The organism is Serratia grimesii NBRC 13537 (assembly GCF_001590905.1).
GTDB lineage: Bacteria > Pseudomonadota > Gammaproteobacteria > Enterobacterales > Enterobacteriaceae > Serratia > Serratia grimesii.
Genome location: NZ_BCTT01000010.1, coordinates 212,024 through 232,864 on the forward strand (window position 1 = coordinate 212,024; position 20,841 = coordinate 232,864).

Annotated in this window: 20 protein-coding genes; 9 read left to right on the plus strand and 11 right to left on the minus strand. The window is 52.9% G+C overall.

The window, feature by feature from the left end; all coding sequences use genetic code 11:
* Nucleotides 1-419: 419 nt before the first annotated feature.
* The gene (icd, locus tag SGR01S_RS12775) at nt 420-1,673 is read right to left on the minus strand and encodes an NADP-dependent isocitrate dehydrogenase (protein ID WP_037420531.1); all 1,254 of its coding nucleotides are present in this window, start codon (nt 1,671-1,673) and stop codon (nt 420-422) included.
* 132 nt (nt 1,674-1,805) lie between these two features.
* Here icd and rluE point away from each other — a divergent pair, with 132 nt between their 5' ends.
* The 6 genes from rluE (at nt 1,806) to purB (ending at nt 6,466) form a co-directional block, all read left to right on the plus strand.
* Entirely contained in the window at nt 1,806-2,432 is a 627-nt protein-coding gene (rluE, locus tag SGR01S_RS12780; RefSeq protein ID WP_061807618.1) for a 23S rRNA pseudouridine(2457) synthase RluE, read from the plus strand.
* A 21-nt stretch (nt 2,433-2,453) separates the two neighbouring features.
* On the plus strand, nt 2,454-2,789 hold the full coding sequence (locus SGR01S_RS12785) for a lysozyme inhibitor LprI family protein (protein ID WP_037420527.1): 336 nt from the start codon (nt 2,454-2,456) through the stop codon (nt 2,787-2,789).
* A 9-nt stretch (nt 2,790-2,798) separates the two neighbouring features.
* Entirely contained in the window at nt 2,799-3,245 is a 447-nt protein-coding gene (locus tag SGR01S_RS12790) for an NUDIX hydrolase (RefSeq protein ID WP_037420524.1), read from the plus strand.
* Between the two features lie 95 nt (nt 3,246-3,340).
* Complete coding sequence (mnmA, locus tag SGR01S_RS12795; RefSeq protein WP_037420569.1) at nt 3,341-4,444, plus strand: tRNA 2-thiouridine(34) synthase MnmA; 1,104 nt, start codon at nt 3,341-3,343, stop codon at nt 4,442-4,444.
* A 2-nt stretch (nt 4,445-4,446) separates the two neighbouring features.
* Nucleotides 4,447-5,073: a high frequency lysogenization protein HflD gene (hflD, locus tag SGR01S_RS12800; protein WP_061807619.1), complete on the plus strand. Its 627-nt coding sequence runs from the start codon at nt 4,447-4,449 to the stop codon at nt 5,071-5,073.
* Nucleotides 5,074-5,095: 22 nt separating this feature from the next.
* On the plus strand, nt 5,096-6,466 hold the full coding sequence (gene purB / locus SGR01S_RS12805; RefSeq protein ID WP_061807620.1) for an adenylosuccinate lyase: 1,371 nt from the start codon (nt 5,096-5,098) through the stop codon (nt 6,464-6,466).
* A 45-nt stretch (nt 6,467-6,511) separates the two neighbouring features.
* On the opposite strand, the gene SGR01S_RS12810 is transcribed toward purB, so the two are convergent.
* From SGR01S_RS12810 to pdxR, 3 genes are all read right to left on the minus strand, one after another.
* Entirely contained in the window at nt 6,512-7,213 is a 702-nt protein-coding gene (locus SGR01S_RS12810; RefSeq protein WP_061807621.1) for a GNAT family N-acetyltransferase, read from the minus strand.
* A 20-nt stretch (nt 7,214-7,233) separates the two neighbouring features.
* Nucleotides 7,234-7,686: a GNAT family N-acetyltransferase gene (locus SGR01S_RS12815; RefSeq protein WP_037420566.1), complete on the minus strand. Its 453-nt coding sequence runs from the start codon at nt 7,684-7,686 to the stop codon at nt 7,234-7,236.
* Between the two features lie 115 nt (nt 7,687-7,801).
* On the minus strand, nt 7,802-9,325 hold the full coding sequence (gene pdxR, locus SGR01S_RS12820) for a MocR-like pyridoxine biosynthesis transcription factor PdxR (protein WP_061807622.1): 1,524 nt from the start codon (nt 9,323-9,325) through the stop codon (nt 7,802-7,804).
* Nucleotides 9,326-9,736: 411 nt separating this feature from the next.
* On the opposite strand from pdxR, the gene phoP reads away from it, so the two are divergent.
* The 3 genes from phoP to SGR01S_RS12835 all read left to right on the plus strand — a co-directional run bounded on the left by phoP (nt 9,737) and on the right by SGR01S_RS12835 (nt 13,077).
* Nucleotides 9,737-10,408, plus strand: a complete 672-nt coding sequence (phoP, locus tag SGR01S_RS12825; RefSeq protein ID WP_020826469.1) for a two-component system response regulator PhoP — start codon at nt 9,737-9,739, stop codon at nt 10,406-10,408.
* A 5-nt stretch (nt 10,409-10,413) separates the two neighbouring features.
* Nucleotides 10,414-11,871 (plus strand): two-component system sensor histidine kinase PhoQ, encoded by a 1,458-nt coding sequence (phoQ, locus tag SGR01S_RS12830; RefSeq protein WP_037420513.1) that lies wholly within the window; start codon nt 10,414-10,416, stop codon nt 11,869-11,871.
* Between the two features lie 84 nt (nt 11,872-11,955).
* Nucleotides 11,956-13,077 carry a ribosomal protein uL16 3-hydroxylase gene (locus SGR01S_RS12835; protein WP_037420510.1) on the plus strand — a complete coding sequence of 374 codons (1,122 nt, stop codon included), beginning with the start codon at nt 11,956-11,958 and terminating at the stop codon, nt 13,075-13,077.
* Between the two features lie 51 nt (nt 13,078-13,128).
* On the opposite strand, the gene SGR01S_RS12840 is transcribed toward SGR01S_RS12835, so the two are convergent.
* From SGR01S_RS12840 to lolC, 7 genes are all read right to left on the minus strand, one after another.
* Nucleotides 13,129-14,217: a malate/lactate/ureidoglycolate dehydrogenase gene (locus tag SGR01S_RS12840; protein WP_061807623.1), complete on the minus strand. Its 1,089-nt coding sequence runs from the start codon at nt 14,215-14,217 to the stop codon at nt 13,129-13,131.
* 85 nt (nt 14,218-14,302) lie between these two features.
* A complete protein-coding gene (gene pepT, locus SGR01S_RS12845) occupies nt 14,303-15,532 on the minus strand; it encodes a peptidase T (protein ID WP_061807755.1) in 1,230 nt (409 codons plus the stop codon).
* A 253-nt stretch (nt 15,533-15,785) separates the two neighbouring features.
* Nucleotides 15,786-16,622 (minus strand): Sir2 family NAD+-dependent deacetylase, encoded by an 837-nt coding sequence (cobB, locus tag SGR01S_RS12850; protein WP_061807624.1) that lies wholly within the window; start codon nt 16,620-16,622, stop codon nt 15,786-15,788.
* 11 nt (nt 16,623-16,633) lie between these two features.
* Nucleotides 16,634-17,554, minus strand: a complete 921-nt coding sequence (gene nagK, locus SGR01S_RS12855; RefSeq protein ID WP_061807625.1) for an N-acetylglucosamine kinase — start codon at nt 17,552-17,554, stop codon at nt 16,634-16,636.
* Between the two features lie 55 nt (nt 17,555-17,609).
* On the minus strand, nt 17,610-18,857 hold the full coding sequence (gene lolE / locus SGR01S_RS12860) for a lipoprotein-releasing ABC transporter permease subunit LolE (protein ID WP_061807626.1): 1,248 nt from the start codon (nt 18,855-18,857) through the stop codon (nt 17,610-17,612).
* Nucleotides 18,857-19,561 carry a lipoprotein-releasing ABC transporter ATP-binding protein LolD gene (lolD, locus tag SGR01S_RS12865; RefSeq protein WP_020826458.1) on the minus strand — a complete coding sequence of 235 codons (705 nt, stop codon included), beginning with the start codon at nt 19,559-19,561 and terminating at the stop codon, nt 18,857-18,859. Before lolD ends, lolE begins: the two co-directional genes overlap by 1 nt.
* The gene (gene lolC, locus SGR01S_RS12870; protein ID WP_061807627.1) at nt 19,554-20,756 is read right to left on the minus strand and encodes a lipoprotein-releasing ABC transporter permease subunit LolC; all 1,203 of its coding nucleotides are present in this window, start codon (nt 20,754-20,756) and stop codon (nt 19,554-19,556) included. Before lolC ends, lolD begins: the two co-directional genes overlap by 8 nt.
* Nucleotides 20,757-20,841: the final 85 nt, after the last annotated feature.

Genomic DNA, 20,841 nt, shown 5'->3' on the forward strand with positions numbered 1-20,841 from the left:
GGGGTCGTTAAAATACTGCACGGGGCTCATATAGATCGTGTTATCTACGATGTTTTTTAGTGCATATTCATTAGGAGGATAAAATTTGAACATTTTTTCTGCTCCACTTTGATTAACACACACTAATGTTAGTAATTGTAGTGCCGCAGCGCGATGACTACTCTTCGCTCAAAACTGCCCGTCAAACTTAACTTGTTCAGTTGCTGGTTTTGTTTAAAGCAAGCGAGTAATTCTCGAGCGGGACTTACCCCATTCCTATGGTTTGGACTGAACTTACCCTTTAGATTGATACACTCAAAAATGCCAAAATGGCCGAGTTTTGATAACTTGTTTTGATAATGTTTTGATAACCGTTGCGATTTGAATAATAAAAAACGGGAACCATCAGGTTCCCGTTATCATTCAACGCTAAAGCACCCTTACATGTGTTTAACGATAGCGTCGCCAAACTCAGAACATTTCAGCAGTTTAGCGCCATCCATCAGGCGTTCGAAGTCATAGGTCACGGTCTTGGCAGCGATTGCGCCTTCCATGCCCTTAACAATCAGGTCAGCCGCTTCGAACCAGCCCATGTGACGCAGCATCATTTCTGCAGACAGGATGATGGAACCTGGGTTCACTTTATCCTGACCGGCATACTTAGGTGCAGTACCGTGGGTCGCTTCAAACAGTGCACAATCAGAACCGATGTTGGCACCTGGTGCAATACCGATACCACCAACCTGTGCAGCCAGGGCGTCGGAGATGTAGTCACCGTTCAGGTTCATACAGGCGATCACGTCGTATTCAGCCGGACGCAGCAGGATTTGCTGCAGGAAGGCATCGGCGATCACGTCTTTAACAACGATTTCTTTACCGGTGTTCGGGTTCTTGATTTTCAGCCATGGGCCGCCGTCGATCAACTCACCGCCGAACTCTTCGCGTGCCAGTTCGTAGCCCCAATCCTTGAAGGCACCTTCGGTGAACTTCATGATGTTGCCTTTGTGAACCAGAGTCACAGAGTCACGGTCGTTGGTGATAGCGTATTCGATCGCTGCACGAACCAGACGTTTGGTCCCTTCTTCAGAGCATGGTTTCACACCGATACCGCATTGCTCTGGGAAGCGGATTTTCTTCACGCCCATTTCGTCGCGCAGGAATTTGATCACTTTGTCTGCTTCGGCAGAACCGGCTTTCCATTCGATACCTGCATAGATGTCTTCGGCGTTTTCGCGGAAGATCACCATGTCGGTCAGCTCTGGCTGTTTAACCGGGCTTGGGGTGCCCTGGTAGTAACGCACTGGACGCAGACACACGTACAGATCCAGTTGCTGGCGCAGAGCCACGTTCAGGGAGCGAATACCGCCACCGACTGGGGTAGTCAGCGGGCCTTTGATGGCAACGCGGTAGTCACGGATCAGATCCAGGGTTTCTTCCGGCAGCCACACGTCTTTCCCGTAAACGTGAGTGGATTTTTCGCCGGTGTAGATTTCCATCCAGGAGATTTTACGTTCGCCGTGGTAGGCTTTTTTCACAGCTGCATCAACCACGTGAATCATAGCAGGGGTAACGTCAACGCCAATACCGTCGCCTTCGATAAACGGAATGATCGGGTTATTCGGAACAACCAGTTTACCCTGGGCATCGACCGTAATCTTTTTACCTTCTGCCGGAACAACTACTTTGCTTTCCATCAACCTCTCCTTCAAGCGCAATTTTTGTTAATGCTTTGTAAGATGCGTGTAGATACTACTGGAATTTTCTGTCCGCGCCAATCCGAAACGGATTCAGTTATAATGCGCCTATCATCCGTAATCTCAACTGTTATGAAAAAATTCTCTGTTAAAAATCACAAAGTTAAACGATTCAGCAAGCCTGAGTCCGCCAAACCTGCTGTAGCACAGGGGCCGCGTCGCGTCGTGTTATTCAATAAGCCATTCGACGTGCTCCCGCAATTCACCGATGAAGCAGGCCGCACGACACTGAAAGAATTCATTCCTTTTCCTGATGTTTACGCCGCCGGACGTCTGGATCGCGACAGCGAAGGATTATTGGTATTAACCAATGACGGCAAACTGCAGGCACAGCTAACTCAGCCGGGTAAACGCACCGGCAAAGTGTATTACGTGCAAGTGGAAGGGGCGCCGCAGGAAAGCGATCTGGCCCCATTGCGTAGCAGTGTCACGCTCAAAGACGGCCCCACGCTGCCTGCCGGTGTGGAGTTGGTCGCCGAACCACAATGGTTGTGGCCACGCAACCCTCCAATCCGCGAACGCAAATCGATCCCCACCACCTGGCTAAAAATCACCCTGTATGAAGGCAGAAACCGCCAAGTACGTCGCATGACTGCACATATCGGCTTTCCTACTCTGCGACTGATTCGCTACAGTATGGGCAATATTTCATTGGGTGAACTGCAACCCGGTGAATGGAAAACCCTTGATTCACTGTAATTGGCCAATGGAGCAGCAACGATGAAAACATTAACCGCGCTACTGTTCACCACTCTGCTTTCCGTCTCTGCCGCACAGGCTGCCAGTTTCGACTGCGCCAAAGCCGTCAACGCCGATGAAAAAGCAATCTGCGCCAGCCGTACGCTGAGCGACAAAGATGTGGAAATGGCCACCAAATACCAGTTTCTACATGGTCTGTTCGCCATGGGGGTTCGCGGGGATATGCTAGACCAGCAACAAAGCTGGTTGGAGCAACGTAAATTGTGCGGTAGTGACGTCAATTGCCTGTCAGCCAGCTACAAAACCCGCATCGCCGAGTTGGATGATATCTATCAGCACATTAACAAACCGCTGTAAGAGGCCGCTATGTTTAAACCGCACGTTACCGTTGCCTGCGTGGTTCACGCCGCGGGTAAGTTTTTGATCGTCGAAGAGACCATCAACAACAAGGCATTATGGAACCAACCTGCCGGTCATCTCGAAGCTGACGAAACCTTGGTACAGGCCGCCGAACGCGAACTGTGGGAGGAAACCGGCATCCGCGCCACGCCGCAGTCATTCCTCAAGCTGCATCAGTGGATCGCACCGGACAACACGCCGTTTCTGCGCTTTTGCTTTGTTATCGAGCTGGAGCAACAACTGCCGACAGAGCCTCACGACAGCGATATCGATCGCTGTCTGTGGCTGACTGCCGACGAAATATTGCAGGCCCCCAACCTGCGTTCTGCGCTGGTCGCGGAAAGTGTTCGTTGTTATCAACAGCCGGAACGTTATCCACTGTCGCTGGTCAGCAGCTATAACTGGCCGTTCTGAGATGAATAAGTGCCGTGCGCCGGCGCGGCCAACGTGGTAAAATCCTGCGCTTGTTTTTTATCAGCACGGTTCGTGTTCAAGTTCGTGAGATCCCCATGTCAGACAACAGCCAGAAAAAAGTAATCGTCGGTATGTCCGGCGGCGTCGACTCTTCCGTTACTGCCTATCTGTTACAGCAACAGGGCTATCAGGTCGCTGGGCTGTTTATGAAGAATTGGGAAGAAGACGATGACGAAGAATATTGCTCCGCAGCGACCGACTTGGCCGATGCGCAAGCAGTATGCGACAAACTCGGTATCGAACTGCATACGGTAAATTTCGCGGCAGAGTACTGGGACAACGTTTTTGAACTGTTCCTGGAAGAGTACAAAGCTGGCCGCACGCCGAACCCAGACATTCTGTGCAATAAAGAAATCAAATTCAAAGCGTTCCTGGAATTCGCCGCAGAAGATTTGGGCGCTGATTTTATCGCTACCGGTCACTACGTACGTCGCCAGGACGTGGATGGTAAAAGCCGCTTACTGCGCGGTGTCGACGGCAACAAAGACCAGAGCTATTTCCTCTACACCCTCAGCCACGAGCAGGTTGCGCAAAGCCTGTTCCCGGTTGGTGAACTGGAAAAGCCAGAGGTGCGCCGCATTGCCGAACAGCTTGAACTGGTCACCGCCAAGAAAAAAGACTCCACCGGTATCTGTTTTATCGGCGAGCGCAAATTCCGTGATTTCCTCGGTCGTTACCTGCCTGCACAACCTGGCCCAATCGTCAGTGTCGACGGCCAGACCGTCGGTGAACATCAGGGCTTGATGTACCATACCCTTGGCCAACGCAAAGGGCTGGGCATCGGCGGCATGAAGGACAGCAGTGAAGATCCGTGGTACGTCGTCGACAAAGACGTTGCCAACAACATTTTGGTGGTCGCCCAAGGGCATGAGCATCCGCGCCTGATGTCCGTCGGCCTGATCGCACAGCAGTTACATTGGGTCGATCGTCTGCCACTGACTGGCCCCTTCCGCTGTACGGTGAAAACGCGTTATCGCCAGCAGGATATTCCATGCACCGTCACCCCGCTTGACGAAGAACGTATTGAAGTGCGTTTCGACGAGCCGGTCGCCGCCGTCACCCCAGGCCAGTCTGCCGTGTTCTATCAGGATGAAATCTGCCTCGGCGGCGGCATTATCGAACAGCGTTTACAGGAGTAATCGTGGCGAAGAATTATTATGACATTACGCTGGCAATGGCCGGAATCAGCCAGGCCGCGCGTATGGTCCAGCAGTTGGCACACGAAGGCCAATGCGATCGCGAGGCTTTTCATACCTCGCTGAGCAGCCTGCTGCAGATGGATCCCTCCTCAACGCTGGCGGTGTTCGGCGGTGAAGAGCGTAATCTGAAAGTAGGTCTTGAGACACTGATGAGTGTGCTCAATGCCAATAATAAAGGGTTGGGCGCCGAACTGACCCGCTACACCATCAGCCTGATGGTGCTTGAGCGCAAACTCAACGCCAATAAACAGGCCATGAATCAGCTTGGGGAACGTCTTGGTCAACTTGAACGTCAGCTGGCGCATTTTGATCTGGAATCCGACACAATTATCAGCGCACTGGCCGGCATTTATGTCGACGTGGTCAGTCCGCTCGGGCCGCGCATCCAGGTGACAGGTTCACCGGCTATCCTGCAAAACCCGCAGGTGCAGGCCAAGGTTCGTGCCACACTGCTGGCGGGCATCCGCGCCGCCGTGCTGTGGCAACAGGTTGGCGGCAGCCGCCTGCAGTTAATGTTTTCCCGTAATCGTCTGTTCAAACAGGCGCAAAATATCGTTGCTCATTGTTAATAGATCCCAGGAGTTGCTACCGATGGAATTATCCTCACTGACCGCCGTTTCACCCGTTGATGGACGCTACGGTGATAAAGTCAGCGCACTGCGCGCCATTTTCAGCGAATACGGTCTGCTGAAATTCCGCGTGCAGGTTGAAGTACGTTGGCTGCAAAAACTGGCCGCCTGCGCAGAAATCAAGGAAGTTCCGGCTTTTGACGCCGACGCAAACGCTTTCCTCGACAAAATCGTTGCAGAGTTCAGCGAAGAAGACGCGCAGCGTATCAAGACTATCGAACGCACCACCAACCACGACGTGAAAGCGGTTGAGTATTTCCTGAAAGAAAAAGTGGAAGCAATCCCTGCCCTGCAGGCGGTGTCCGAGTTTATCCACTTTGCTTGTACTTCAGAAGACATCAACAACCTGTCGCACGCACTGATGCTGCAAACTGCGCGTCAGGATGTTGTACTGCCGTACTGGCGTAAAATCATTGATTCGATCAAGGGCCTGGCGCTGGAATACCGCGATATTCCATTGCTGTCCCGTACCCATGGCCAGCCGGCAACCCCGTCTACTGTCGGGAAAGAATTCGCCAACGTCGCCTACCGTATGGAACGTCAGTTCCGTCAGTTTGAGCGCGTGGAAATCATGGGTAAAATCAACGGTGCTGTCGGCAACTATAACGCCCACATCGTCGCTTACCCAGAAGTGGACTGGCATGTCTTCAGTGAAGAGTTCGTTACGTCACTGGGCATCACCTGGAACCCGTACACCACGCAGATTGAACCGCACGACTACATTGCAGAACTGTTTGACTGTGTGGCCCGCTTCAATACCATCCTGATCGACTTCGATCGTGATATCTGGGGTTACATCGCCCTGAATCACTTCAAGCAGAAGACCATCGCCGGTGAAATCGGTTCTTCTACCATGCCGCACAAGGTTAACCCGATTGACTTCGAAAACTCCGAAGGCAACCTGGGCCTGTCAAACGCAGTACTGGGCCATCTGGCCAGTAAACTGCCGGTTTCCCGCTGGCAGCGCGACCTGACCGACTCCACTGTGCTGCGTAATCTGGGTGTTGGCCTGGGTTATGCGTTGATCGCCTATCAGGCGACCATGAAAGGCATTAGCAAGCTGGAAGTGAATCAGGCACACCTGCTGGACGAGCTGGATCACAACTGGGAAGTGCTGGCCGAGCCTATCCAAACCGTGATGCGCCGTTACGGCATCGAAAAGCCGTATGAGAAGCTGAAAGAACTGACTCGCGGCAAACGTGTGGATGCCGCTGGCATGCAAGCGTTTATCGATGGGCTGGCACTGCCAGAAGAAGAGAAAACACGCCTGAAAGCCATGACTCCCGCTAACTACATTGGTCGCGCCGCGACCATGGTTGATGAGCTGAAGTAACAGTTTGGTTTCGCGCTAAAAAAGGCGGCCGTTTGGCCGCCTTTTTTATTCCATAAAATCCTGCAATCGTTTTTTCTGCTGCCCGTGCGCATTAAAGTTATCGGGATTTAACCATTGTTCAAACCCGGCTTTGATTGCCGGCCAGCGGTCAACCGTGATGGCGAACCAATCGGTATTCCGGCTGCGACCTTTGGTGATCACCGCGTACTTGAACGTGCCTTCATGGTTGAAACCAAACCTCGCAGCTGCCTGTTTGGAGGGTGCGTTATGGCTGTCGCACTTCCATTCACAGCGGCGATAACCCAAGTCTTCAAACAGGTGTCGCAACATCAGATAAATCGCTTCGGTGGCGCTCGATCGCTGCTTCATCGCGGGTGACCAACTGACATGACCAATCTCCGCCACGCCGTTGCCTTCGTCGATACGCATATAGGCAACCGTTCCAACAGGAAGCTGACTTGAACAGTCAAACACCGTCAGATTAACCAGTGTGGGATTCGCCTGTAACGCTGTCAGATGTTGCAGCATGGCCGCTGGGCTCTCAGGTCGCTCTATCGACAAATACGTCCAATCTCGGCCATCCGGCGCCTGCTGGAAGGCATGGAATAATGCGGCATGATCCCGCTGTGGCTCAAGCCGTTTCAACTGGCAAAAGCGCCCTTCCAGCATTTCCCCTGTAGGCCGTTTCGCCGCTTGCCAATCGGTTAATGGCTCACCCACCGGCTGACCGAATTGATTGATCACCATAAAGCCTCCGCGATTTGCCGTTAACGTTCGTAAGCAATGAACGACGTTCTTTTGCCTATTTTATCGTACAGCGAACGAGCCGGAGCATTATATTCCTGCGTCATCCAATAAACCCGGTCGCTTCCTTTTTCATTTGCCAACAGATAAGCTTGCTCAAATAATTTTTCGGACACTTTCTTACCACGCGCTGCCGGAGAAACATAAAGGTCTTCAATATAACAATAACCGACAGAGCTCCAGGTGGATGGATGAAAAATCAGATTCATTAACCCCAATAATGTGCCGTCTTTATCTTCTGCCACCAGGCCATAAACCTGATGCCCTTCGCATAACCGTTCAAAGGTATGATCGGTGACCTGTGCTGAAACTTCCGCACGGTAAAAATGAAGGTACCCTTGCCAAAGATCCAACCACTGTGATTTGTCATCGCTTTGTATTTTTCGCACTACAACTTCATTGTTAACTGGAAGCATAGATCCTCGCTGATTTCCTGAGAAAAAATAACGTAATACCAGCAGGATACACCCACCAATGCGGGCTGAATACAGACCAATTAACAACAGCAAGCAGACCAATTTGGCGGCACTATCATTCTGAAGCTGGCGCTGAGAGTTCGCTAAAAATAGATGATAACCTTTTGATAAATTTTACAATCTCATCCGGGGTGTAGGCAGCAAAGCCGAAGACCAATGCACCTTTAGTGGGAGGGTTGGTATAGAAGTCAATCAGCCCGTAGATTTTCATTCCTTGGGCCGCGGCGGCATGAATCAACCGCCGCTCAGTGGCTGCGTCTACCAGCGGGCACACCAGCTGTAGACCGCCCTGCGGCAATCTCGGCTGAGTCCAGGTGCCAAGGTACTGATGCACCGCGGCATGCAGGATCTCAAGCCGAGCCTGATATATCTTGCGCATGTTTCTTAAATGTTCGGCATAAAAATCACCACTTAAGCATTTGAATAACGTCATTTGTGGTAATGCAGACGTATAGCCATCCTGAAATTGCTTCGCCGCCACCATAGGTTTAATTAACGCCTGCGGAACGATAAGAAACCCAATACGTAAGCCAGGAAATAACGTTTTACTGAACGTACCAATATATAAAGTGCGTTGATATTGATCTAACCCTTGTAATGAGGCGGTCGTCAGACCGTTATAATTAAATTCTGAGTCGTAATCATCTTCAATAATCCAGGCTTTTTCATGTTGCGCCCACGCCAAAAGCTTCAGCCTTCTTTCAATGCTGAGTGAATGGCCTAAGGGATAATGGTGAGAGGCCGTGATATAAACACCTCGCCCTCCCTCCTCCGCCTGAATCAGCGCATCAATATCCATACCGGATTGATCCACAGCGATCGGATGGGTGATTAGTCCCGCAGACTGAGCCAATTTTTTGGCCCCTTGATAGCCTGGCTCTTCAACAAAAACTCTGTCACCGGGATTAAAGAGTACCTGAGTACACAATGATAACGCCTGCTGAGAGCTGGTCACTACAATGACCTGATCTGCGCTGGCTTTAACACCCCTTTCACGCCGCAGATACTCAATGATTTCCACTCTTAACTCCACCAGTCCTTGAGGATCGGCATAGCCAAGCAGAGGCTCGGCTCCCTGACGCACAGCCAGCCTTTCCAGTTGAAGCCAGCTTTCGATGGGAAACAAGCGCAAATCGGGCAATGAGGGGGTCAGTGCACCACTACGCCGAGTGTGTGGAGCATGTGCGGCAACCAGTAAGGAGCGGCCATGAACGCTAAGCTCTCGTTCTGACAAAAGGGTACTTTCCGCATTCTCAGACGCCAGCAACTCGCGACCGATCAACGTATTTTGCTGGTAACTGACAAAGCTGCCACGACCTACGGCGCGAGCAATGTAGCCTTCGGCTTCCAGTTGGGCGTAGGTTAATTCAACGGTATCACGCGAAATAGTCAGCCGCGCAGCCAACACCCTGCTGGGTGGCAGTTTCGCCAAATAACCCAGCGTCCCGGCGATCACGAGCTGCTTAATCGTCAGATGCAGCGCGGCTCTACGCGTCATTCCTTGCCGTAAATGCCGGTAAAAAGTCACGTGTATCGCATCCTGAGATGCGTGCTGCTTATTATCGCTACTGAGCTTCATAGTGCTCCGGGTCAAAAGTAGGCCAATGTTGCCCACACGAATAGGTACTGTAATACAGGGAATTATGTCACAACCGAACAGCGCGATACCCGTCCTGGCGTAACGTTATCAAAAGGCCTTGGCTTTCCTGCTAACGGCCTCGTTTGTTTAAGTTTGGTTTAGCTTTGCCCCGCCATTGTTTATCCTGCGTTTATTGGGCGTTGCCGATAATGGCGACGTACAAAAAATAGATAGCGCTTATTTTTAACCAAGGCTCTGCGTCCCTTGCGATAAGTGCAGGTTATACCTACCATAACGTCAACACGATCAGATGGGTAAGGTCGCAGCGCTATCCCTTATGCGCCAAAGAGCGTGTTACCTTTTATAGCGCGGGTGACAGGATGTTCACCCGCCAATCTACAGGAGTCCGTCATGCGAGTACTGGTTGTTGAAGATAATGGTTTGTTGCGCCACCACCTCTCTGTACAGATGCGTGAAATGGGCCACCAGGTTGATGCAGCGGAAGATGCCAAGGAAGCCGACTATTTCCTGCAAGAACATGCGCCGGACATCGCCATTGTCGATCTCGGCCTGCCCGGTGAAGACGGCCTGAGCCTGATCCGCCGCTGGCGTGCCCACCAGATGAAGCTGCCGATTCTGGTGCTGACGGCGCGTGAGAGCTGGCAAGACAAAGTGGCCGTGTTGGAAGCCGGTGCTGACGACTATGTCACCAAGCCGTTCCATCTGGAAGAAGTCATCGCCCGCATGCAGGCGCTGATGCGTCGCAATAGCGGCCTTGCTTCACAGGTCATCGTTTTACCGCCGTTCCAAATCGATCTCTCGCGCCGCGAGCTCAGCGTCAACGAACAGCAAATCAAACTGACCGCGTTTGAATACACGATTATCGAGACCTTAATTCGTAACGCTGGCAAGGTGGTCAGCAAAGATTCCTTAATGCTGCAACTGTATCCGGATGCTGAACTGCGTGAAAGCCATACCATCGACGTGCTGATGGGGCGCTTGCGTAAAAAACTGCAGGCGGAATACCCGCAGGAAGTGATCACCACAGTACGTGGCCAGGGCTATCGTTTTGATGCGAAGTGAACATCATGTTCAGCAAGGATAAAAAACCGTTTTCACTGCGCGCCCGCTTTCTGATGGCAACCGCCGGGGTGATCCTGGCGCTATCGCTGTCTTATGGTCTGGTGGCGGTGGTGGGTTATATCGTCAGTTTCGACAAAACCGCCTTTCGTTTGCTACGCGGTGAAAGCAATCTGTTCTTCAGCCTGGCCCAATGGAATAACAATAAGTTAACCATCGCCATTCCACCGGATATTGATCTCAACTTTCCTACTTTGGTTTTCATTTACGACGATAAAGGCAATCTGTTGTGGAGCCAGCGTCAGGTGCCAGAGTTGGAAAAGCGCATCAATAAAGAGTGGCTGGAGGAGTCAGGCTTCTACGAAATTGATACGGATACCCGTATCAGTAGCGAAGTGCTGGGCAACAACCCCAAAGCGCAAGATCAGCTCAAGGATTATGACGACAACGATCAAAACGCACTGACCCACTCCGTGGCGGTCAACACCTACGCAGCAACAGCAAGATTACCGGCACTGAGCATCGTGGTGGTCGACACCATTCCACAGGAGCTCCAGCGCTCTGACGTAGTATGGGAGTGGTTCAGCTATGTGCTGCTGGCCAACCTGCTATTGGTGGTGCCATTGTTGTGGTTGGCGGCTTACTGGAGCCTGCGCCCTATCAAGGCGTTGGTCAATCAAGTCGGAGAACTGGAAAACGGTGAACGTGAACAACTCGACGAGAACCCTCCCAGTGAGTTGCGCGGGCTGGTGCGCAATCTGAATATTCTGGTGCGTAACGAGCGTCAACGTTACACCAAATATCGCACCACACTTTCCGATCTGACACATAGCCTGAAGACGCCGTTGGCGGTGCTGCAAACCACATTACGCTCACTGCGTACCGGCAAACAGACCACGATTGAGGAAGTCGAGCCGATCATGCTCGATCAGATCAGTCGTATCTCCCAACAAATTGGTTACTACCTGCACCGTGCCAGTATCAACTCGGGGCAGACGGTACTGACGCGTGAAATCCATTCGGTCCCTGCACTGCTGGACAGTCTCACCGTCGCACTGAACAAGGTGTATCAACGTAAAGGCGTGGTGATAACGCTGGATATCTCACCAGAAGTGACCTTTATGGGAGAGAAAAACGACTTTATGGAAGTCATGGGCAACGTGCTGGAAAACGCCTGTAAATACTGCCTGGAGTTCGTTGAAATCACCTCCCTCCACTCCGACAAATTCCTCACTATCGTCATCGACGACGATGGCCCAGGCATTCCGGAAAGCAAACGCGAGCTGATCTTCCAGCGCGGTCAGCGGGTAGACACGCTTCGCCCCGGTCAGGGCCTGGGATTGTCGGTAGCGGCAGAGATCATTGAGCAGTACGACGGGTCCATCACCATTAGCGATAGCCCGTTGGGAGGTGCTCGCATGCAGGTCACGTTCGCTCGCCAGCACGATTCCCACCATCACGAGTAAATTCTGTTGTTCAGGCCCCGATCCACGGGGCCAATCTTCCGTTATAATCGCACTCAGGCTCACTCCTCTATCCTGGAATAGAACATGGATTATCAATTAGATCTGGACTGGAACGATTTTTTGCAACGTTATTGGCAAAAGCGTCCGGTGATTCTGAAGCGCGGCTTCAAAAACTTTATCGATCCGATTTCCCCGGATGAGCTGGCTGGGCTGGCGATGGAAAACGAAGTGGACAGCCGTTTGGTTAGCCACCAGGACGGGCGCTGGCAGGTTGCGCACGGGCCTTTCGAGAGTTTTGACCACCTGAGCGAGAACAACTGGTCACTGCTGGTGCAAGCAGTGGATCACTGGCATGAGCCTTCCAGCGCACTGATGCGCCCATTCCGCCAACTGCCTGACTGGCGGATGGACGACCTGATGATTTCATTCTCGGTCCCTGGCGGTGGCGTTGGTCCTCACCTTGATCAGTACGACGTCTTTATCATACAGGGCACGGGCCGCCGCCGCTGGCGTGTGGGCGAAAAAGTGCCGATGAAACAGCATTGCCCACACCCTGATTTGCTACAGGTGGAACCTTTCGACGCCATTATTGATGAAGAAATGGAACCGGGTGACATTCTGTATATTCCACCAGGTTTCCCACATGAAGGTTACGCGCTGGAGAATGCACTGAATTACTCAGTAGGCTTCCGCGCACCTAATGGTCGTGAGCTGATCAGCGGCTTTGCCGACTACGTACTGGCACGCGAACTGGGTAGCAAACGCTACAGCGATCCAGATATTCAACTGCGTGAACACCCAGCAGAGGTGTTACCGCAGGAAGTCGACGCGTTACGCCAGATGATGTTGGATTTGGTTCAGCAACCTGAGCACTTCCAGCAGTGGTTCGGCGAGTTTATCTCCCAGACGCGCCACGAGCTGGACGCGGCACCACCGGAACCCCCTTATCAGGCTGGGGAAATTTACGAACTGCTGCAACAGGGTGAGCCATTACAACGTCTGGGCGGCCTGCGCGTATTACGCGTTGGTGACCAGTGCTTTGTGAACGGTGAACTGATGGATACCGAGCATCTGCAGGCTGCCGATGCAATGTGCCAGAATTTCAGCGTTGATGCTGCCATGCTCGGCGACGCGGTTGACGATCCGTCATTCCTGGCGCTGTTGACCGCACTGGTTAATAACGGCTACTGGTATTTCAAAGACTGAAGCTAAGTACTTTCTCAATCAAGCCACCCGCTTTTCGGCGGGTGGCTTTTTTTATCTCCGCAACGCCTTCACACGGTAGTTTTCCAGTTCATTGTCCGGCATGCCCGCCTGTTGCGCGGCCGCACAAATTTGCTGCCAGGTATTAGCATCTATCGGAATACCCTGCTGCAATCGCATCTCACGGTTCGCCTCTTCCCACTCACCGGGTACGGCAATAGGCTGCCCATCGCTTGGAGGTGAAGCCTTCACCCAGTCGATAAACGCCTCTGCTTCATTCTGCATATCCGGCGCAGCGAATGCTTCTGGGTTGAGGATGATGGACGTCATACAGTTGAAAATGGCATCGCTGTTGGATTTCAGCGTGGCGCTATGCGTCGTACGTCCGCCGGACAGCGCTCCACCGAGAATTTCGCACAATGTGGCCAGCGCATACCCTTTATGTGCACCAAATGGCAACAACGAGCCAAATGGCGGTTCGTGCATCACACAAGGTTCAGTCGTTGGTTGACCGTGCTGATCAATCAGATAACCAGGTGCGACGCTCTGGCCTTTGTTGTAAGCCACGCGCGTTTTACCAAAGGCAATGCCACTGGTGGCAAAATCCAACAGCAGTGGTTTTTTATCTGCACGGGGGAAAATGACGCAGAAGGGGTTGGTGCCGAAGCGACGATCGCTGCCGCCGAACGGCGCCACCATCGGATCGCCCACCACATTGACAAAATGAATGGAGATAAAACCGGCACGTGCACATTGTTCAGCCCAGTGACCGATACGGCCAATATGGTGTGAGTTATGCAGCGCCACCGCCGCCAGCCCCAATTGCCGGGCGCGCTCAATCCCTTTATCCATCGCTTCGCTAGCCACCACCTGGCCAAACCCCTGACCACCGTCAACCGTCAGCACGGCCCCCGCATCGCGCACCACCTGAGCATGAACATTCAGTTGTAGATGCCCTTGCGCCAACGATGCCATATAGCTGGGGATCATGCCTACGCCATGCGAATCATGTCCAGCCAGATTAGCCTGCACTAAATGATCCGCCACCAGCGCGGCTTCACGCTCCGTACTGCCGGCATGGCGCCAAATAGCCTGTACAAACTGTTCAAGGCATTGGCGATCGATACGGTGTTCAGTGCTCATGATACGGCTCCTTGTGCTGGAAATATATCTCACACTAGGAGCAAATCATTGTTACGGCAAGCAATTATAATAATCGTGAACGGTGTTATTTGGCGCGTTCGGCCGTCAGTGCTGCAATGCGCATAATGACCGCCACCGCTTGCTCCATCCCTTCAAGGGAAACAAACTCATGCTTGCAGTGGTAGTTGTAACCGCCAGTGAACAGATTCGGACACGGCAGACCACGAAACGACAACTGTGCACCATCTGTGCCACCACGAATCGGCTTCATGATCGGTTCAATATCACAGTCACGCATTGCCTGCTGCGCCAACGCAATCACATGGGGGTGTTCTGCCACCTGTTCGCGCATGTTGTAATAGCTGTCTTCGATCGCCACCTCGATATAACAATCCCGTGGCAGGCCTTTACCCACCTGCTGAGCGACTTCGATCATCCGGCGTTTGCGCGCTTCAAAACCGTCACGCTCAAAGTCACGCAGGATATAGTGCATTTCGGCACGCTCAACACTCCCTTTAAGGCTGCTGAGGTGATAAAACCCTTCATAGCCCGTGGTGGTTTCCGGGGTTTCATCCGCCGGTAATGCTTGTTGAATACGGGTCGCAAGCGACAGTGCGTTCACCATCACCCCTTTAGCGCTCCCCGGGTGCACATTATTGCCGACAATTTTCACCGTTACTGATGCCGCATTGAAGTTTTCACACTCCAGTTCACCAACGCCGCCGCCATCTACGGTATAGGCCCACTCGGCATTGAATTCTGCAACATCAAAAAACCGTGCGCCTTTACCGACCTCTTCATCCGGCGTAAAGGCTACGCGGATATCACCGTGTGGGATCTTACGCTGTTGTAGCCGCACCATGGCGGTCAATATCTCAGCAATACCCGCTTTATCATCAGCACCGAGTAGCGTTTTACCGTCGGTGGTGATCAGTGTCTGCCCCAACATTTGGTGCAGGATCGGAAACATCACCGGTGACAACACTTCATCGCCGATACCGAGGGCAATATCGCCACCGCGGTAATTTTCGACGATCTGCGGATTAACATGCTTACCGCTAAAGTCCGGCGATGTATCCAAATGCGAAATAAACCCAATTGCCGGTACGGGCCAGGCAACGTTCCCCGGCAAGGTGCCCATGACGCAGCCATGCTCGCTGAGCGACACCCGTTCAAACCCCAATTCAATCATTTCCTGCTGCAACGCGCGCGCCAGCTTCAATTGCCCGTCGGTGCTCGGCACATGTTTGACGTTCGCTTTAGATTGCGTGTCGAATGAGACGTAGTTAAAAAAGCGATCTAGTAGTTTATCCATGGTATCCGCCCTCAGAATATCGCGTTTCATTATGCGGAACCGGTCCGGATCAAATATTGAGACAGGTCATTTTTACCCAGATTTAACGGAAATCATTAATTGCAGTGATAATTACAGATGTGCGCGTTCGTTCATCAATAGCTAAACATTGGACAATATGGGTAGAACGCGAGTACGAAGTGGGTAAGCAGGCAAACGTTGAGGTAATAATTAGAGAATTCAGGGCGCAACAGGCCGCGCCCTGAAATTGGCGTTAAGGTTGATCGGCTCTTTCGACTTTCCCGACCAGGAATTTGTGCACGAATCGTGGTACTACCGCACTGGCAGGACCATAGTGTTTTTCATCAAACTGACTTTCTACCTGGCTTGGCTCCAGATTCAGTTCCATGGTGTGCGCCCCGCCCAAGCGTGCTTCGTGGACAAAACCTGCAGCCGGGTAAACATGACCCGAAGTGCCAATGGCTACAAAGAAATCGGCTTTGGCCAGCGCCTGATAGATTTCATCCATGCCCAGCGGCATTTCGCCGAACCACACCACGTGTGGCCGCAACGGTGCTGGGAACTGGCAGCAATGACAGCGATCATCCACGCTGAGATCTTCCGGCCAGTCAAATACCTGCCCTGAACTGGTACAGCGGACTTTCAACAGTTCACCATGCATGTGCAACACACGTGAACTGCCGGCACGCTCATGCAGATTATCGATATTCTGCGTCACCAGCAGGAAGTTATCCCCCAACCAGGCTTCCAGATCCGCCAATGCGCGGTGCGCCGCGTTAGGGGCAATCTCCGGCGACTGTAGCTGCCGACGGCGTTCATTATAAAACGCCTGCACCAGTTGCGGATCACGCTGATAGCCTTCCGGCGTTGCGACATCTTCCACACTGTGCTCTTCCCACAAACCGTCTGCGGCGCGGAAAGTACGAATGCCCGACTCAGCCGAGATCCCGGCCCCGGTTAACACCACGACAAACGGCTTTTTCAGCTCGGCCGCCGCCATGGTATCGCGATGAAAAATCCGCGAACGAAAGCGCTGATGCAGCACATGCTTACTCTTACGAAACTGACACAGCCGATGGCGAGTGTGCATTAACTCTCTCCTTACTTTTCCCTGTGAACCAAATTGAGGAACGCAGCCCCACGTACGCCACCCGCGTCCCCATAGCGCGCTTTTTCAATGCGTGGCAACTTGGCCACCCGCAACAGATGCGCAGGTAAACGCTGTGGTAACGCCTGGTAGATGGCTTCAAAATTCGATAACCCGCCACCGATCACCACCAGATGTGGATCAATAATGGTCAGTAAATTGCCCAGGCATATCGCCAGAACATCCATAAAACGTTCGACATGAGCCACTGCCTGCGGCTCACCCGACTGATAATGCGCAATGATCTGCTGTGCAGGCAAGTGCTGCTGATAAAAGTGAGCGTACATCCACTCAAAACCGCGGCCAGAAATGTAATTTTCAATGCAACCCTGATGGCCGCAACCACAAGGGACGCGAGGTATATCATGCCCCAGCACTTCAAGCGCATCCACCGGCAGGCGGAAATGGCCAAATTCGCCGGCGATATAGTTACGGCCGGAGACCACTTTGCCATCGACGATCAACCCACCACCAACCCCAGTACCAAGGATAATACCCAGTACCGTCGGATAGTGGCGGAATTCGTCATCCCAGGCCTCTGACAGTGCAAAACAGTTGGCGTCGTTATCAATACGCACTTCACGGTCAATCAGTTCAGCCAGATCGTGTGGCAGTCGTTGTCCCATAGCCGCGGGTACGTTAGCGGTGAACACCGTGCCATCATCATCGTTGGGTAGCCCCGGAATACCGATGCCTACCTTACCTTTTTGGCCACAGAACGCATCGGCTTCAAAGGTCAGATCGCGTAACGTAGTCAGCAATTGCTGATAATCGTCACGCGGTGTCGGCACCCTTTTTTGCCAAATGCGTTGTAGGTCTGCATCGAACACGCCCAGCTCAATCTTGGTGCCGCCCATATCGAAACCGTAGTACATAACCCACCCTTAGGCTAAAAAAATAGGGCGGCATCGCTGCCTCCCCTGATTTTGATTATTGTCCGCTCAATACGCGTGCCGGATCGATACGGCTGGCACGCCTGGCCGGATACCAGCTAGCCAATAGGCTGAGCACCAACGCCGTCACCAGTACAATCAACACGTCCAGCCAGTGCAGCTCCGAAGGCAGGAAGTCGATGAAATAGATATCACCCGACAGGAATGAATGCCCCATCAGTTTTTCCAGCCCTTTAATGATGTTGGTCAGTTGCAATGAAGCGATAACCCCAACGACGACACCGCTGACGCTGCCCACCAGTCCAGCCAGCAGGCCGTACCAGATAAAGATGGCGCGAATAAAGCCGTCTTTGGCACCCAGAGTACGCAGCACCGCGATATCACCGCTCTTGTCTTTCACCGCCATCACCAGCGTAGAAACGATATTAAAGCAGGCAACGCCGATCACCAGCACCATTGCCAGATACATGATGGCGCGAATCATCTGAATATCACGGTACATGTAGCCATAGGTACCAATCCAGCTCTTGATATAAACATAAGAGTTGGTGACTTCACCGGCATCGCGCACCAGCTTGTTGGCGGCAAACACATCGTTAACCTTGATGGCAATGCCCGTCACGCTGTCGCCCATATCCAGATACTGCTGGGCGTCAGCCAGTGGCACCATCGCCAGGCTGTGATCAAGCTGGCCGCTGAGCTGCAAAATACCCGTGACATGTAAACGGATACGCTTCGGTTGCAGCAGCTTCATTTGCGGGTCGCTGTTGGGGATCATCACCGTCACATAACTGCCTTGCTTGACGCCCAATGCATCAGCAACGCCCTTGCCCAGGATCACCTGCTGCTCACCGCTTTTAAAATTAGCCCAGGCGTCACCTTGAACGTATTTCGGCAACGCACTAAGTTGTATTTCCTGCTGCGGATCAACCCCTTTAACCCCGACCGCACGCAGTTGCGCGCCATTTTCCATCAGGCCGGTAAAGTTGATATAAGGGGCCGCAGCCGCTATGCCTGGCACCTTTTCCACTCGCTGTAGAATCGATGGCCAGTCTTTGAAAGGTTGTTTCACCGGTTCAATTTCACCGTGTGGCACCACGGCCAAAATACGGTTTTTCAGTTCGCGCTCAAAACCGTTCATCGCGCTCAGGCCAACAATCAACACGGCAACGCCCAGTGCGATACCTATGGTGGAGATCACCGAGATCAACGACACCATGCCACCGCGCTTGCGCCCACGGCTGAAACGCAGAGCCGTCAGGAAGGAAAGTGACGCACCTGCCATTACTCAGCCCCCAACAGGGTCAACTGGGCCTGCAGATGGCCGTCGGCCATTTCCAATTGGCGGCTAAGCCGTTTCGCCAATTGCAGGTCATGGGTCACCACCAGGAACGCCGTACCCTGGCGTACATTCAGCTCACCGAGCAGATCAAAGATGCTGTCAGCCGTACGTTTATCCAGGTTACCGGTCGGTTCATCCGCTAAAACCAGCGACGGGTTATTCACCAACGCACGCGCAATGGCCACGCGCTGACGCTCACCGCCGGACAATTCTGAAGGCCGATGCTTGCTGCGTTTTGCCAAGCCGACCGCCGTCAGCATCTCTAACGCTTTTTCCTGCGCCTGTGCCGGCTTCATGCCACCGATCAACAGTGGCATAGCGGCGTTTTCCAGTGCAGTAAAGTCCGGCAACAAGTGGTGGAACTGATAGATAAAACCAAGCTGGCGGTTGCGCAGCTCGGCCTTGGCCGCCGAAGACAAGGTATTTAGTGACTGACCTTTGTAGATCACCTCACCGGACGTTGGAGAATCCAGGCCCCCTAGCAGGTGCAGTAAGGTACTTTTGCCGGAGCCTGAGCTACCGACAATCGCCATCATCTCGCCCGGCTGCATAGCAAAACTGACATTGCGCAGTACGTCGGTATGCAGGTTGCCTTCCTGATAGGTCTTGCACAGGTTGTCACACTGCAACAAAAGATGGTTACTCATAACGTAAAGCCTCAGCGGGTTGTACGGCGGCAGCGCGCCATGAAGGGTAAAGCGTGGACAACAGAGAAACCGCCATCGCCGCCACGGCAATGATCGTCACCTGTAGCGGATCAACCGCCACCGGCAGCGATGCGCCGTCAATCAATGCGCCGAGAATCGGCATCAGATTATTCAGATTGGTCGCAAGTAGCACACCCAACAGCGTGCCAAGCAACGAACCGATAATGCCCGCACTCGCGCCCTGTACCATAAACACCGACATGATCTGTCGACGTGTCAGGCCCTGTGTTTGCAAAATGGCGACCTCGCCCTGCTTCTCCATCACCAGCAGACCGAGCGACGTAATGATGTTGAACGCCGCCACTGCCACGATCAAGCTGAGCAACAGCCCCATCATGTTTTTCTCCATACGCACAGCCTGGAACAACTCGCCTTTACGTTCGCGCCAGTCTTTCCATTCGGTGCCCTGAGGCAATTTTTGTTGGCTAAGAGTGTCAACCGTCAGCGGCTGCTGCAGGAACAAACGCCATCCTGTGATATTGCCTGCCGGATAACGTAAGAGGCGTGAGGCATCCTGCTGATTGACCAGCATCTGGGTACCGTCAACTTCACTATTCGCATGGAAAGTGCCGACAACAGTAAACAGGCGTTGAATCGGAATGCGCCCCATAGGCGTAAACTGGCTGGCGCTCGGCACCATCACCCGCAGCGGATCGCCACGTTTGACGCCAAGCTGCCCAGCGAGCTGTTCACCAAGGATGATGTTGTACTGGCCCGGCTGCAATAGTTGCTGTTTGACGTTCACCAGAAACGGCGTCAATGGATCAGCTTCGTCCGGGTTTACCCCCAACATAACGCCGACCGCAACACTGCGAGCGCTTTGCAGTACCACGTCACCGGTGGTTAACGGCGCAACGCGGCTGACGCCCTGCAGACCCTGCGCCACCGAGGCGGGAATTTGCTGAGGATTGATCGACCCCTGAGGGCTGGTGATCAACGCCTGCGGCATCAGACCGAGAATATTGTTCTCCAGATCCTTTTCAAAACCGTTCATCACCGACAATACGGTAACCAACGCCATCACCCCCAGCGTAATGCCGATGGTGGAAAGCCAGGAAACAAACCGCCCGAAGCGGTCTGAGGCCCGCCCGCGCATGTAGCGCAAGCCAATGAATAACGCGACAGGTTGATACATGAAATCCGTTTTGTGGCCGTAGCTTAAGCAAAGTGATCAAGGATAATAAAGGCTATACCCCGTTTAGGGAACCACCCTGACGCCT